The sequence below is a fragment of the Terrabacter sp. Soil810 genome (assembly GCF_001429645.1).
Classification (GTDB): domain Bacteria; phylum Actinomycetota; class Actinomycetes; order Actinomycetales; family Dermatophilaceae; genus Terrabacter.
The window spans coordinates 1,622,462-1,636,659 of record NZ_LMSW01000011.1; the positions used below are offsets into that span (position 1 = coordinate 1,622,462).

Genomic DNA, 14,198 nt, shown 5'->3' on the forward strand with positions numbered 1-14,198 from the left:
TGAGAGGCGGCCCGCGAGGGGCGGCCCGAGTCAGAGGAGACGATCCAATGCAGTACCTCGTATCCGTCATCGACGACGGCACCGGTCCGGACACGCCCACCGAGGAGGCCGCCATCGACGCCTTCAACGAGCGGCTGAGGTCCGACGGCTACTGGGTCTTCGCCGGTGGCCTCGGCTCCCCGGACCCGGCGACGGTCATCGACAACCGCGGGGACGAGCCGGTCTTCAGCGACGGGCCCTTCCTCGAGTCGAAGGAGTACCTCGCCGGCTTCTGGATCCTCGAGGCCCCGGACCTGGACGTGGCGCTCGAGCTCGGCGCCGAGGGGTCGAGGGCCTGCAACCGGAAGATCGAGGTGCGTCCGTTCCTGTGATGCCGCTCGAGGTCAGCGCAGAGATCACCCGGGCCCACCACGAGGAGTGGGCCAGAGTGGTCGCCTCCCTGGCGCGGCGATTCGGTGACCTCGACCTCGCCGAGGACGCTGCGGCCGAGGCGTTCGCGACCGCCGTCGAGCGGTGGCCCACCGAGGGCACACCCCCCAACCCCGGCGCGTGGCTGACCACCACCGCCAACCGCAAGGCGATCGACCGCATCCGACGCGAGAGCAAGCGCGACCACAAGCACCGGGAGGCTGCGATGGCGCACGACGACAGTCGACCAGAACCGCTGGGCGCCATCGACGACGACCGTCTCCGACTCGTGTTCACCTGCTGCCACCCGGCCCTCGCGATGGAGGCCCGCGTCGCGCTGACGCTGCGGATGGTGGGCGGCCTGACGGTGCCCGAGATCGCCCGCGCCTTCCTGGTCCAGGAGTCGGCGATGGCTCGCCGCCTCACCCGGGCCAAGGCCAAGATCGCGGTGGCGCGCATCCCGTACCGCGTGCCGGCCGCGGCGGACCTCCCCGCACGGGTCTCCGGGGTGCTCGGCGTCCTCTTCCTCGTCTTCAACGAGGGCTACCTCGCGACCGGCCCCGACACCGACCCCGTCCGCCACGACCTGACCGCCGAGGCGATCCGGCTCACCCGGATGGTCCGTGACCTGCTGCCGGAGGACGGCGAGGTGGCCGGACTCCTGGCGCTGATGCTGCTCACGGAGGCCCGTCGGACCGCCCGGGTCTCGGCGACGGGAGAGCTGGTGCCGCTCGACGAGCAGGACCGGGGCGCCTGGGACGTGGCGCTCGTCGCCGAGGGTCACCGACTCGTGCGCGAGCGGCTCGACTCAGGGGTGGCGCCGGGTCGCTACCAGGTCATGGCTGCGATCAGCGCCGTGCACACCTCCGCCCGCGACATGCGCGACACGGACTGGTCGCAGGTCGTCGCCCTCTACGACCAGCTGGTCCGCCTAGACCCGTCCCCGATCATCGCCCTGAACCGCGCCATCGCGCTCGCCGAGCTCGACGGTCCGGACGTGGCGCTCGCCACCGTCGACCGCCTCCGGGAGGTGTTGGGCGGCTACCACGCCTACCACGCGACCCGCGCCGACCTGCTGCGTCGTCTCGGTCGGAGCGAGGAGTCGCGGTCGGCGTATGAGCAGGCGATCGAGCTGGCGGGCAACACGGCAGAGACGGCCTACCTGAAGCGTCGCCGCGACCAGCTGGCCTAGCCTCGGGCGCCGGCCTCGCGCAACGCCTCGACCACCAGCGCCAGACGCCGCTCCCGGGTGGGCTCGGTCCTGGCCGACGACACCGAGAGGACGTGCGCCTTCTGCTTGCTGCTGGACAGCGACGTCCAGGCGGTCCGGACCCCGGGGTCGGCGTCGAGGGCCGCCCGCAGCGACTCGGGCACGTCGACCTCACGCGGACCGTCGTCGAGCTCGAGCCGCACCTCGATGTCGTCGCCGGCACCGCGTCCCGTGGCGGCCCGTGTCGCAGCGTTGAAGGACACGAGGAACCGGCCACCCATGGAGGCGATCGAGGTCGCATACGTGTACGTGCCGTCCACCGTCACGGAGACGGGCACCCGCTTGCCTCGGCCGAATGCCGCGACGACCTCGTCGGGCACCACGATGCCGACGTTGTTCCCACCCGTCGCCTCGAGGACGGTGCGGAAGGTCTGGACGGTCTCACCCACGCGGACGTCACGCACGCTCGGCGTCGCGCGCCTTGAGGCGTGCGTCCTCGGCCCGGACCTGGGCGAAGATGTCGCGCTCGGAGACGAGCCAGTCGGGCATCTCCTCGAGGACGGCCTTGATCTCGTCGGTGGTCAGGTGCTCTCCGACGCCGCCCCGGGCGAGGCCGGAGTTGGAGATGCCGAGACGGCGTGCCGTCTCCTGCCGTGTGTGCGGGCCGTTACGGCGCAAGGTCGAGAGCCACTCCGGCGGATCGGCCTGCAGCGCGTTGAGCTCGGTGCGGCTGACGACGCCGTCCTGGAACTCGGCCGGGGTCTCGGACAGCAGGACGCCGAGCTTCTTCGCGGCCGTCTGGGGCTTCATGGTCTGCGGCTTCGGCGTGGGCATGGGACCAGCCTAGGGCGCCTCGGCGCGCGTCGCTGCCGACCCCGGTCCTTGCAGAGGACGGTGAGCAGGTCTACCGTCCGGAGCGCATCCGCCACAGGGGAAGGGCACCAGATGTTGAGTCGACGTCTCGTTCGGGTACTGACGGCAGCGGCGATGGCCGTGGGAGGAGCCCTTGTCGCTCCGGTGCACCATGCCGATGCCGCCACTTCGGTGCCTGCAGTGTCGAACCTGCGACCCTACGCGCGCTACGACCACACCCTGCGTGCCCAGTGGGACGTCCCGGCCGCGGCGTACGCGCCCGGGGCGAGGGTCGTCGTCCGGTACACCCGCGGTCTCACCGCTGCTGCGACACCCGATGCGGGCTACGCCGCGACGTGGGTCCAGTACGCCCGTGTCGCTGAGGCTCGGCCGCTGCTGGCATCCACCAGCTACACCTTCGCCGTCTGGGTCCGCGATGCCGCCGGGCACCTGTCGCAGCGGCGCACGCTGTCGCTCGTGACCCTCGCCGACACGACGGCTCCACGCGTCGTCTCGTCGCCCTCGGCCCAGCCCGGTCTCCGGTCGGGCACGCTCGTCCCGAAGGTCGACGTGCGGTGGAGCCCCAGTGGCGACGCCGACATCGCGAGCTACCGGGTCCTGCGCACGAGCAGCGACTGGGCCCACGCCACGGTGCTGGAGGCCGCCTGGCCCACGACGCGGTATGCCGACACCGCGGTGTCGCTGCGCCGTGACGTCACGTACAGCTACTACGTCGCCGCGCGCGACACCCGCGGACTGCTCGGTGCCTACACGAAGGTAGGGGTCACGACGAACGCTCGCCGCATCGGTGGCGCCGCGTCATCGGGGACGGCATGGTTCCTCTACGTCACCGACACCGCGGGGACGCAGATGGACGTGGACGTGGACCTCGATGCCGTCACGTGGACGGCCGTCGTCGTCCCCGGCCGCTACACGGTGTGCGAGCACGTCCTCCAGGACCCGGGCGAACACTTCCAGATCATCCCGGGCTGCTGGACCCCGACCGGCACCGTGGACGACACGGGCAGCGAGCCTCCTGCCGCCGCGCGTGACGCCCTGCTCGTCGGGGCCGACGACCGCCCGACCGGGATCGACATCTCCCTCCACTACCAGTGAGGGTCGGACACCCTGGGCTCGTCCTCTAGGCTCGGACGGTGACGGACGGCACTGAGGGAGACGGTGGGACGCGCCCCGCCGATCCCTTCCGAGTCGAGTTCGTGCCGGGCGTGACGCCCGACAAGTGGCTGCGCGTCTGGGGTCAGCGCCTGCCTGACTCGCCTCTCGAGGCGGCGCCCGTCGATGACGCCGAGGCCCTGACCCACGTGCGCGACGGGACATCGTCCATGGTGCTCCTGAGGCTGCCGGTCGACCGCGACGGTCTGCACGTCATCCCCCTCTACGAGGAGGTCCCGGTCGTCGTCGTGGCCAAGGAGCACGTCGTCGCGGCGTTCGACGAGGTCGACGTCACCGATCTCGGCGAGGAGGTCCTCATGCAGGATCCCGCGCTCGTCCCCGAGTGGGCGGCTGTCGCCACGTCCGAGGCTCGCGACCGGAGCGCTGCCATGCCGCCGATGACGACGAAGCAGGCGGTGTCCGTCGTGGCCACGGGCTCCGGCATCGTGGTCGTGCCGATGTCGGTCGCTCGCCTGCACCACCGCAAGGACGTCGTCCACCGTCCGGTGACCGGCGTCGCGCCGTCGCGGGTCGGCCTGGCGTGGCGGGTCGATGACGACGACCCGCGGATCGAGGACTTCATCGGCATCGTCCGTGGTCGGACCGAACGCAGCACCCGTGGCGGTACGTCCGAGCCGGCCTCATCGCAGGTCGCGGACGAGACGGCCAGGCAGCCGGGCCGGGCCAAGAGCTCCACGACGCCTGCCCGGTCGGGCGACCGCTCCCGGGGCGCCGCCGGTCGGCGGGCCCAGCAGCCCGGGCGCAAGGGCGCGGCCCGCGGAGGTGGCCCGCGACGCAAGGGCCGCCGGTGAGAGGCCCGGTCGGCACCCCTCGGGCACCGAGCGGCGAGCTCCCTTGGCGGTGGGGCGAGTTCGGCACATCGGGGCTTCCTGACCGCCTGGCACGCCACTCCGGTCCGGTCGTCAGCCGTGCGGTGACGGTCCGTGCCGAGCCCGCGGTCGTCTTCCGATGGCTCTGCCAGCTACGCGTCGCGCCGTACAGCTACGACATCGTCGACAACCGCGGTCGCCGGAGCCCACGCACGCTGACACCCGGCCTGGAGTCCCTCGCGGTCGGACAGCGGTTCGCGTCCATCTTCACCCTCGTCGACTGGGTGCCCGACGAGCTGGTCGCCCTCGAGATCACCGAGCCGGCCGGCATACGCCTCTTCGGACGGCTGCCGCTCGTCTACCAGACGGTCCCGCTCCCAGGCGGCCCGGAGGCAGGCACGACGCTGCGCGGCGACATCGCACTCCCCCGACCGGGTTCGGCCCTGGCCCGCGCCCGGTCCGTGGCACTCGCGTGGGGTGACCTCGTGATGATGCGGCGTCAGCTCCTGACACTGGCGCACCTCAGCGAGGAGACCGCACGCTCGACACGATCGTCGTGAGGTCGGCCGCACCGACCCCAGCGAGGGTGTCGATGTGCACGGCGCCGTCGACGTGGGGCACCGGGACCACGTGCGGGATCGCGATGGTGGGCACCCCTGCGGCCGTCGCGGAGCGCACCCCGGCCGGGGAGTCCTCGATGGCGATGCAGTCGGCCGGGTCGGCGCCGACGAGACGGGCGGCGGCCAGGTAGGGCTCGGGGTGCGGCTTGCCGTGGCTCACCTCGTCACCCGTGACCAGGTGGTCGAAGGCGCCGTCGGGCAGGCGCCCCACGACCGTGTCGGCGAGCGAGCGCCACGACATGGTCACGAGCAGCGACGGGACCCCGAGCTCGCCGAGCTCGAGCAGCAGCTCCCGGGCTCCCGGTCGCCACGGCACGCGCTGCTCGACCTGGGTGATGACCCGCTCGAGGAGGGCGTCGATGATCTCGGGCACCGACAGGGCGATCCCCGACTGGTCGATGATCAGCTGCGCCGAGACCTCGAGGGCGTTGCCGACGAGCTGGTGGGCGAACTCGTCGTTCCAGACGCCCCCGTGAGCGGCGACGAGCTCGTGCTCGGCCTCGATCCAGTAGGGCTCGGTGTCGACCAGCGTGCCGTCCATGTCCCACAGGACGGCGGCCGGCAGTGCCGGCACCGTGCGATCGGCGTCGGCGGTGTGCGAGAGGGTCACCGGGTCAGTCCTCCGGGTCGTAGGCGAGGTTCGCGGACAGCCAGCGCTCGGCCTCGGCGAGCGTCCAGCCCTTGCGGTCGGCGTAGTCCTGCACCTGGTCTCGGCCGAGCCGACCGACGACGAAGTACTGGGACTGTGGGTGGGAGAGGTACCAGCCGGACACCGAGGCACCCGGCGCCATGGCCATGCTCTCGGTCAGCGTCATGCCGGTGTTGGCCTCGACGTCGAGGAGACGCCAGAGCGTCTCCTTCTCGGTGTGCTCGGGGCAGGCGGGGTATCCCGGCGCAGGCCGGATGCCGGCGTACTGCTCCTTGATGAGGGCGACGTTGTCGAGGTGCTCGTCGGGCGCGTAGCCCCAGAACTCCTTGCGGACCCGCTCGTGCAGGCGCTCGGCGAAGGCCTCGGCGAGGCGGTCGGCGAGCGACTCGAGCAGGATCGCGTTGTAGTCGTCGAGGTCGGCCCGGAACGCTGCCACGCGCTCGGCACCACCGAGACCGGCCGTGACGGCGAAGCCACCAACCCAGTCCTTCGTCCCCTTCGGGGCGACGTAGTCGGCGAGCGACCGGTTGGGCACCCCGGCGCGGTGGTCGCCCTGCTGGCGCAGGTGGTGGAGCACGGTCACGGGCTCGGTGCGCTCGTCGTCGAGGTAGACCTCGACGTCGTCACCCACCGAGTTGGCGGGGAAGAAGCCGATGACCCCGTTGGCGGTGAGCCACCGCTCCTCGATGATGCGGTCGAGCATGGCCTGGGCGTCGTCGTAGAGCTTGCGGGCCGCCTGGCCGCTGGCCGGGTTGTTGAGGATGTCGGGGAAGCTGCCCTTCATCTCCCACGCGTTGAAGAACGGCTGCCAGTCGATGTAACGGCGCAGCTCACCGAGGGGGTAGCTCCGGAACACCTTGACGTGCTGGGACATCCGGTGGGAGCGGGTGATCGACGAGACGTCGTGGTCCTGCTGGAGCAGCAGGTGCGGGTGTGGCGGACGGTAGCCGGACCAGTCGATCGGCGTGCGCCGTGCGCGGGCCTCGTCGAGACCGAGCAGCCGCCGGTCCGCCTTGCCCGCGTGCCGTGCCCGCAGCGAGTCGTAGTCCTCCTTGACCTGGGCCATGAGCTTGGGACGCAGCTCGTCGCTGAGCAGCGCGGCGGCGGTGGGCACCGACCGGGAGGCGTCCTTGACCCAGACGACGGGACCGTCGTAGCGCTGGTCGACCTTGACCGCGGTGTGCGCGCGGGAGGTCGTCGCCCCGCCGATGAGGAGCGGGATGGTCAGGCCCTGGCGCTGCATCTCGGCGGCGAAGCCCACCATCTCGTCGAGCGAGGGCGTGATGAGTCCGGACAGACCGATGATGTCGGCATCGTGCTCGCGCGCGGCGTCGAGGATCTTCTGCGCCGGCACCATGACGCCGAGGTCGATGACCTCGTAGTTGTTGCACTGGAGCACGACCCCGACGATGTTCTTGCCGATGTCGTGCACGTCGCCCTTCACCGTGGCCATGACGATCGTGCCGTTCGTGTCCTTCTGCGTCGCGAGCGAGGGGTCGTCGATCTTCTCCTGCTCGATGAACGGGATGAGGTAGGCGACGGCCTTCTTCATGACGCGGGCGCTCTTGACGACCTGCGGGAGGAACATCTTGCCGGCACCGAAGAGGTCACCGACGACGTTCATGCCGTCCATGAGCGGACCCTCGATGACCTCGATGGGCCGTCCGCCACGCTCGGCGATCTCGGCGCGGAGCAGCTCGGTGTCGGCCTCGACGTGGGCGTCGATGCCCTTGACGAGCGAGTGCGTGATCCGCTCGCCGAGCGGGAGGGCGCGCCACTCCTCCTCGGTCACCTCGGCGGCCTGGCCGACCTTGTTGTACTCCTCGGCGATCTCGAGCAGCCGCTCGGCCGCGTCGGGGCGACGGTTGAGCACCACGTCCTCGATGCGCAGGCGCAGCTCGGAGTCGACCTCGTCGTAGACGGCCAGGGCCCCGGCGTTGACGATGCCCATGTCGAGTCCCGCGCGGATCGCGTGGTAGAGGAAGACGGCGTGGATCGCCTCGCGCACGGGGTTGTTGCCGCGGAAGCTGAACGACACGTTGGAGATGCCACCGGACACCTTGGCGCCGGGGAGGTTCTCCTTGATCCAGCGCGTCGCCTCGATGAAGTCGAGGCCGTAGGAGGCGTGCTCCTCGATGCCGGTCGCGACGGCGAAGACGTTGGGGTCGAAGATGATGTCCTCGGCCGGGAAGCCGACCTCCTCGGTGAGCAGGCGGTACGCGCGCGAGCAGATCTGCGTGCGGCGCTCGAGCGAGTCGGCCTGGCCGTCCTCGTCGAAGGCCATGACGACCGCCGCTGCGCCGTACTTGCGCACGAGGCGCGCCTGCCGGAGGAAGGGCTCCTCGCCCTCCTTGAGGGAGATCGAGTTGACGATGGCCTTGCCCTGCACGCACTTGAGCCCGGCCTCGATGACCTCCCACTTCGAGGAGTCGACCATGACGGGCACGCGGCTGATGTCGGGCTCGCTCGCGACGAGCTTGAGGAAGCGGTCCATGGCCGCGACCCCGTCGATCATCCCCTCGTCCATGTTGACGTCGATGACCTGGGCGCCGCTCTCGACCTGCTGTGCGGCCACCGACAGGGCGGTGTCGTAGTCGCCGTCCTTGATGAGCGTGCGGAACCGGGCCGAGCCGGTGATGTTGGTGCGCTCGCCGACGTTGACGAAGAGGCTGTCGTCGGTGACGGTGAACGGCTCGAGGCCCGACAGGCGCATCGCTGGCGCGATGGGGGTGAGCTCTCGGACCGGCCTGCCCTCGACGGCCTTCGCGATGGCGGCGATGTGCTCGGGGGTCGTGCCGCAGCAGCCGCCGACGAGGTTGACGAGGCCGGCCTCGGCGAACTCGCCCACGATGGCGGCGGTCTCGTCGGGCGCCTCGTCGTACTCGCCGAACGCGTTGGGCAGCCCGGCGTTCGGGTAGCAGGAGACGAACGAGTCGGCGAGGCGGGCCATCTCGGCGATGTAGGGCCGCATCTCCTTGGCGCCGAGGGCGCAGTTGAGGCCGACGGCGAGCGGGGAGACGTGCCGGATCGAGTCCCAGAAGGCCTCGGTGACCTGACCCGACAGCGTCCGGCCGGACGCGTCGGTGATGGTGCCGGAGACGACGACGGGCCAGCGCCGGCCCTGCTCCTCGAAGAGCGTCTCGACCGCGAAGATCGCCGCCTTGGCGTTGAGGGTGTCGAAGATCGTCTCGATGAAGATGAGGTCGCTGCCGCCGTCGACGAGGCCCCGTGCCGCCTCGAGGTAGGCCGTGACGAGCTGGTCGTAGGAGACGTTGCGCGCACCGGGGTCGTTGACGTCCGGCGAGATCGAGGCCGTACGCGTCGTGGGCCCGAGCGCCCCCGCGACGTAGCGTGGACGGTCAGGGGTGCGCTCGGTCATCGCGTCGGCCTCGCGCCGGGCCAGCGCGGCCGCCTCGAGGTTGAGCTCGTAGGCGAGCTCCTCCATGCCGTAGTCGGACAGCGAGATCGCGTTGGCGTTGAACGTGTTGGTCTCGATGATGTCGGCGCCGGCCTCGAGGTACTCACGGTGGATGCCGGCGATGATCTCGGGCGCCGTCAGCGTCAGGAGGTCGTTGTTGCCCTGGACGTCGCTCGGCCAGTCGGCGAAACGCTCACCGCGGTATCCGGCCTCGTCGGGCCGGTCGCGCTGGATGGCCGTGCCCATCGCGCCGTCGAGGACCATGATGCGCCGACCGAGCGTGGCGGTCAGGCTCTCGGTGGCGTCGGGTCGCTGCTGCGACTGGGACAACGTGGCTCCTCTCGACGGCACGAGTTTCGTGCCGAGTGACGGGACCGGCCCGATTCTACGGACCTGCCGTGCCTCGCGCGTCGCCGCCCGCACTGCGGTCACGCGGCGCCACCACACGGCATACCCCGTCGGCGTCGCCGGTGGGCCCGGGGACGGCACCTCGACGGGGGCGCGCCCGTCCGGGAGTCCGGCCCATCGACGGCGGCAGGTCCTAGGCTGGTGGTGTGGGCGCGACCGCGCCCACGGTGAAGGAGACATGGTGCTGGAGTTCGAGGACGTGCCGGAGCTGACCGACCCGGTGCTCATCGCGGCCTTCGAGGGATGGAACGACGCCGGCGAGGCCGCCACGAGCGCGGTCCGCCACCTCGCGGAGGTCTGGGACGCGGAGGTCGTCGCGGCCTTCGACCCCGAGGACTACTACGACTTCCAGGTCAACCGCCCCCGCGTGTCGCTCGAGGAGGGCCGGCGCATGCTGGCCTGGCCCACGACGCGCATCCTCGTCGCGACCGAGACCGGCTTCGACCGGGACGTCGTGCTCGTGCAGGGCATCGAGCCGTCGATGCGCTGGCGGGCCTTCTCCATCGAGCTGCTCGAGCTCGCCGACCAGCTCGGCGTCACGACGATCGTCACGGTCGGGGCCCTGCTCGCCGACGTCCCGCACACGCGCCCGATCCCGGTCACCGCGACCGCGGAGGACGAGGCGGCCATCCACCGCTTCGACGTCGAGGCCTCGCGCTACGAGGGCCCCACCGGCATCGTCGGAGTGCTCAGCCACGCCGCCTCCGACGCCGGCATCCCGACGGTCTCGGCGTGGGCCGCGGTGCCGCACTACGCCGGTGGCGCTCCGTCACCCAAGGCGAGCCTCAGCCTGCTGCGCCGCATCGAGTCGCTCCTCGGCATCACCGTGCCGCACGGCGAGCTCGAGGAGAACGCCCGCGCCTGGGAGCGCGGCGTCGACGAGCTGGCCCAGTCCGACGAGGAGGTCGCCGAGTACGTCCAGTCCCTCGAGGAGGCACAGGACACGGCCGAGCTGCCCGAGGCGAGCGGCGACGCGATCGCGCGCGAGTTCGAGCGCTACCTGCGCGGCCGCGACGACGACCAGACCGGCCGCTGACCCGCTGAACCAAGCGCCTTTTCGCCACCGAACGCAGCGTTCGGTGGCGAAGGCCGTGTTGGAACAGTGAGTTCGTGATCGAACGCCGTGTTCGGTGGGTCGTCTCGGTCGGCAGGGACGGGCTGGAGCTGGCCGTCCGAGGCGAGGACGGCTCGTCAGAGACGGACGCCGAGGAGGGCGTCGAGCGCCCGACCGAGTACGCCGGGGGCGCCCGGGTCGTCGCCACCGCGGGTCAGCGCCTGGCTGGCCCACCGGTCGACGGCCACCAGGGCCCGTGGGCTGTCGAGGTCGTCGGCGAGGGCCGCCCGGATGTCGTCGACGGTCTGGTCGGCCACCGGGCCGCCGTTGCCCGAGAGCGCCTCGCGCCAGGTGGCGAGCCGCTGCTGGGCCTCGGCGAGCTGGTCGTCGGTCCACATCCAGTCGTGGGCGTGGTGGCGGGCCAGCAGCGCGAGACGGATCGCCATCGGGTCGACGCCGTCGCGTCGCAGCTGCGAGACGAGGACGAGGTTGCCCTTGCTCTTGCTCATCTTCTCGCCGTCCAGGCCGACCATGCCCTGGTGCACGAAGGACCCGGCGAACGACTCGGAGCCGCTGAGCGCGCGGCCGTGCGCCGAGCTCATCTCGTGGTGGGGGAAGACGAGGTCGGTGCCGCCGCCCTGGACGTCGACCGGGATGCCGAGGTGGTCGAGCGCGATGCACGCGCACTCGATGTGCCAGCCGGGCCGGCCCGAGCCGAGGCTTCCGCCGTCCCACTCGGGCTCGCCCTCGCGGTGCGCGCGCCACAGCAGGGCGTCGAGACGGTTGCGCTTGCCCTCGCGGTCGGGGTCGCCGCCCCGCTCGGCGAAGACCTCCATCATGCCGGCCTCGTCGAGGTGGCTGACCGAGCCGAAGCGCGGGTCCCGGGCCACGTCGAAGTAGTGGTCCTGCGCACCCTCGCGTGACGCGTCCGGCGCCGGCACGGCATACGCCCAGCCGTCGGCGACGAGCTTCTCGATGGGCCCGACGAAGGTCGGGATGCTCTCGACGGCGCCGAGGTACTCGTCCGGCGGGATCACGGCGAGCGCGGTCATGTCCTCGCGGAAGAGCGCGATCTCGCGCGTCGCGAGGTCACGCCAGTCGACGCCGTCGCGCTCGGCACGCTCGAGCAGCGGGTCGTCGATGTCGGTGATGTTCTGGACGTAGCGCACCGCGTGCCCGCTGTCGCGCAGGGCGCGACCGAGCAGGTCGAACGTCACGTACGTCGCGGCGTGCCCCATGTGGGTCGCGTCGTACGGCGTGATCCCGCAGACGTAGAGGGTGACGACGTCGCCGCGCGCGGCGGGGACGAGCTCTCCGGATGCCGTGTCGCGGACTCGCACCTCGGGTGCACTGCCGGGAACCTTGGGGATGAACGGCATCGGCCAACTTCTCACGCGCAGACTCTATCCCGGCGCCCGGACCCCGTCGGGACCGGTGGGCCGGGGCGTCTGCGGCGTCGCCTCCTCCGCTCACAGCGGAGGCCACGGCACCGACGGCCAGTCGGGGCTGGGAAAGGGGTGCACGCCGCGGTCGAGGAGCCGCCGGACCCGCTGCGCCAGGGCGTCCACGTCGTCCTCGGGGAGCAGCGCGAGCAGCCGCTCCCGCGGCCCGTCGTCGGCGAGCGCGTCGCGCAGCCGCTTCAGACGCAGGAGGTCGTCCTCGGCGATCGGCTCGCCCGCCCAGCCCCACAGCACCGTGCGCAGCTTGGGGGTCGGCGAGAACGTCACGCCGTGGTCGATGGCCCAGAGGCGACCGTCCCGGTCACGCAGGCAGTGCGACCCCTTGCGGTCGGAGTTGTTGAGGACCGCGTCGAGCACGGCGAGGGACCGCACGTCGTCGGCGCCCGAGTGCACGACCGTGACGGCAGAGCCCCCGGGCGTCTCGCCGTCGAAGACCGCGTGCCAGCCGTCGGGGATGTGCCCCTCGGGCACGAGGTCCACGACGACGTCGTCGGCGACGGGCTCGAACGGGTCACCGATCCACAGCTGCACCGAACCGGGGCCGAGGGGTCCGTCGCGCAGGACGGTCGGAGGGACGACGTGCCAGCCGCCCAGCTCCGAGACCACCTGCGCCGCGACCTCACGTCCGGCCAGCGTGCCCTCCGGGAAGTCCCAGAGGGGCCGCTCGCCCCGGACCGGCTTGTAGATGACGTGGCCGCCGGGCACGCTGGAGATGCGTGCGACGACCGCGAGGTTCGAGGACTCCGTGATGCGCCCGAGGACCTCGAGCTCGCCGCTCAGGTCGACCGGCGGCAGGGTCGCGTCAGCGCTTGTAGCCATTGGCCCGCGGGCAGATGTGGCCCGTGGGGTCGAGCGGGCTGCCGCAGAAGGGGCACGGTGGACGGCCTGCGGCGACGAGCGCGTTGCTGCGTCGCGCGAAGGCGCGGGCCTCGGCCGGCGTCAGCGCGACCCGGATCGAGTTGCGTTCGAGCGGACCCACCTCGTCGTCCGCTTCCTCGTCGACCTCGTCGGGGTCGTGGTCGTGGCACTCGATGACGACCTTCTGCGCCTCCTCGTCCCACGCGAGGGAGAGGGTCTGCACGTGCCAGTCCTCGTCGAACGGCGTCTGCAGCGGGTCGGTGTCCTCGGGCGCTCCGCCGGGCTCTCCCGGCTCGACGGCCGCGGCCGGGGCGAGCTGGTCGAGCACGTCGTTGATGCGGTCGGCAAGGATCGAGACCTGCTGCTTCTCGACCCCGACGGTGACGACGAGGGGGCCGGTGCTCGCCTGGAGGTAGAAGGCCCGCTGGCCGGCGGGGCCGACCGTCCCGGCGACGAACCGGTCAGCGGGATCGAAGTCCTGGACCGTCATGCGCTCGACCCTATCCGACACCTCCGGGTGCCCCGGCGCCCCCGCCCACGACGGCGTCGCCCTCCTCGGCGGCCGGCTTCTCGGGCGGTCGCAGCCCCGTCAGGTCTCCCCCGACGTCGTTGAGCCGCAACACGAACGGCTTGCGGCTCGTGTAGCGCACGACGCTCACCGAGGCCGGGTCGACGTTGATCCGCTGGAAGTCGTCGAGGTGGGCGCCGGTGGCGTGCGACAGGATCGACTTGATGACGTCACCGTGCGACACCGCGACCCAGACCGCGTCCTTGCCGTGCGTCTCGAGCATGCGCGCGTCGGTGTCGCGGACGGCGCGCAGGGCGCGCTCCTGCATCTCCACCATCGACTCGGCGGGGTATGCCGCCGAGTCAGGGAAGCGCGCCTCGCTGGGTCGGTCCTGGACGACCTTCCACAGCTCCTCCTTCGCGAGCTCCGCGATGGGCCGCCCGGTCCACGCGCCGTAGCGGCACTCCCCCAGACCGTCGTGGATGCTGCGGGCCACGTGCGCCGGCAGCCCAGCAGCCAGCAGGTCGGCGGTCTGCACGCAGCGGTCGAGCGGTGAGCTGACGACCTCGACGACGGGCAGCACTGCGGCGGCGAGCCGCTGGCCGACGGCGGCGGCCTGCGCCTCGCCCGTCTCGTCGAGGAAGACCCCGGGCATCCAGCCGGCGAGGGTGCCGGCGGTGTTGGAGGTGGAGCGCCCGTGGCGCACGAAGATGACGGTGGGCACGATCGCCACCCTAGCCCGCCCCTGCA

General features: G+C 71.8%; 14 protein-coding genes. 6 read left to right on the top strand and 8 right to left on the bottom strand.

Going from position 1 to position 14,198, the window contains the following annotated elements; translation table 11 throughout:
• The first annotated feature begins 47 nt into the window (after positions 1-47).
• Both ASG96_RS13415 and ASG96_RS13420 read left to right on the top strand, forming a co-directional pair.
• On the top strand, positions 48-371 hold the full coding sequence (locus tag ASG96_RS13415) for a YciI family protein (RefSeq protein ID WP_056756902.1): 324 nt from the start codon (positions 48-50) through the stop codon (positions 369-371).
• Positions 371-1,600 (top strand): RNA polymerase sigma factor, encoded by a 1,230-nt coding sequence (locus ASG96_RS13420; protein ID WP_057588189.1) that lies wholly within the window; start codon positions 371-373, stop codon positions 1,598-1,600. The genes ASG96_RS13415 and ASG96_RS13420 overlap by 1 nt, the downstream gene beginning before the upstream one ends.
• On the opposite strand, the gene ASG96_RS13425 is transcribed toward ASG96_RS13420, so the two are convergent.
• Complete coding sequence (locus ASG96_RS13425) at positions 1,597-2,067, bottom strand: YdeI/OmpD-associated family protein (protein WP_057588440.1); 471 nt, start codon at positions 2,065-2,067, stop codon at positions 1,597-1,599. The two genes, ASG96_RS13420 and ASG96_RS13425, sit on opposite strands and share 4 nt — an antisense overlap.
• 7 nt (positions 2,068-2,074) lie before the next feature.
• On the bottom strand, positions 2,075-2,452 hold the full coding sequence (locus ASG96_RS13430; RefSeq protein WP_056756909.1) for a DUF5997 family protein: 378 nt from the start codon (positions 2,450-2,452) through the stop codon (positions 2,075-2,077).
• 219 nt (positions 2,453-2,671) lie between these two features.
• Here ASG96_RS13430 and ASG96_RS13435 point away from each other — a divergent pair, with 219 nt between their 5' ends.
• From ASG96_RS13435 to ASG96_RS13445, 3 genes are all read left to right on the top strand, one after another.
• On the top strand, positions 2,672-3,586 hold the full coding sequence (locus tag ASG96_RS13435) for a hypothetical protein (RefSeq protein WP_057588190.1): 915 nt from the start codon (positions 2,672-2,674) through the stop codon (positions 3,584-3,586).
• A gap of 38 nt (positions 3,587-3,624) precedes the next feature.
• Positions 3,625-4,455, top strand: a complete 831-nt coding sequence (locus ASG96_RS13440; protein ID WP_056756916.1) for a LysR substrate-binding domain-containing protein — start codon at positions 3,625-3,627, stop codon at positions 4,453-4,455.
• A 122-nt stretch (positions 4,456-4,577) separates the two neighbouring features.
• Complete coding sequence (locus ASG96_RS13445) at positions 4,578-5,033, top strand: hypothetical protein (protein WP_056756919.1); 456 nt, start codon at positions 4,578-4,580, stop codon at positions 5,031-5,033.
• On the opposite strand, the gene ASG96_RS13450 is transcribed toward ASG96_RS13445, so the two are convergent.
• Positions 4,996-5,703 carry an HAD family phosphatase gene (locus ASG96_RS13450; RefSeq protein ID WP_082588699.1) on the bottom strand — a complete coding sequence of 236 codons (708 nt, stop codon included), beginning with the start codon at positions 5,701-5,703 and terminating at the stop codon, positions 4,996-4,998. The genes ASG96_RS13445 and ASG96_RS13450 overlap by 38 nt on opposite strands.
• Positions 5,704-5,707: 4 nt before the next feature.
• Positions 5,708-9,424, bottom strand: a complete 3,717-nt coding sequence (gene metH, locus ASG96_RS13455) for a methionine synthase (RefSeq protein WP_235506653.1) — start codon at positions 9,422-9,424, stop codon at positions 5,708-5,710.
• Between the two features lie 325 nt (positions 9,425-9,749).
• On the opposite strand from metH, the gene ASG96_RS13460 reads away from it, so the two are divergent.
• Positions 9,750-10,604, top strand: a complete 855-nt coding sequence (locus ASG96_RS13460) for a PAC2 family protein (protein ID WP_056757667.1) — start codon at positions 9,750-9,752, stop codon at positions 10,602-10,604.
• Between the two features lie 155 nt (positions 10,605-10,759).
• Here the strand turns inward: ASG96_RS13460 and mshC are convergent, their stop codons facing one another.
• The 4 genes from mshC to ASG96_RS13480 all read right to left on the bottom strand — a co-directional run bounded on the left by mshC (position 10,760) and on the right by ASG96_RS13480 (position 14,172).
• Entirely contained in the window at positions 10,760-12,016 is a 1,257-nt protein-coding gene (gene mshC, locus ASG96_RS13465; protein ID WP_200962683.1) for a cysteine--1-D-myo-inosityl 2-amino-2-deoxy-alpha-D-glucopyranoside ligase, read from the bottom strand.
• Positions 12,017-12,091: 75 nt separating this feature from the next.
• Positions 12,092-12,901 carry an SCO1664 family protein gene (locus tag ASG96_RS13470; RefSeq protein WP_057588192.1) on the bottom strand — a complete coding sequence of 270 codons (810 nt, stop codon included), beginning with the start codon at positions 12,899-12,901 and terminating at the stop codon, positions 12,092-12,094.
• Complete coding sequence (locus ASG96_RS13475; RefSeq protein WP_056756931.1) at positions 12,885-13,430, bottom strand: DUF3090 domain-containing protein; 546 nt, start codon at positions 13,428-13,430, stop codon at positions 12,885-12,887. The genes ASG96_RS13470 and ASG96_RS13475 overlap by 17 nt, the downstream gene beginning before the upstream one ends.
• A gap of 10 nt (positions 13,431-13,440) precedes the next feature.
• Positions 13,441-14,172, bottom strand: coding sequence for an MSMEG_4193 family putative phosphomutase (locus tag ASG96_RS13480; protein WP_057588441.1), 732 nt, complete (start codon positions 14,170-14,172; stop codon positions 13,441-13,443).
• Positions 14,173-14,198 lie beyond the last annotated feature (26 nt).

Bases quoted from the DNA above. Each gene is read 5' to 3' on its own strand.
- ASG96_RS13470 (WP_057588192.1), bottom strand. From the start codon at position 12,901: ATGGCTACAAGCGCTGACGCGACCCTGCCGCCGGTCGACCTGAGCGGC.
- ASG96_RS13420 (WP_057588189.1), top strand. From the start codon at position 371: ATGCCGCTCGAGGTCAGCGCAGAGATCACCCGGGCCCACCACGAGGAG.
- ASG96_RS13430 (WP_056756909.1), bottom strand. From the start codon at position 2,452: ATGCCCACGCCGAAGCCGCAGACCATGAAGCCCCAGACGGCCGCGAAG.
- ASG96_RS13475 (WP_056756931.1), bottom strand. From the start codon at position 13,430: ATGACGGTCCAGGACTTCGATCCCGCTGACCGGTTCGTCGCCGGGACG.
- ASG96_RS13415 (WP_056756902.1), top strand. From the start codon at position 48: ATGCAGTACCTCGTATCCGTCATCGACGACGGCACCGGTCCGGACACG.
- metH (WP_235506653.1), bottom strand. From the start codon at position 9,424: ATGGTCCTCGACGGCGCGATGGGCACGGCCATCCAGCGCGACCGGCCC.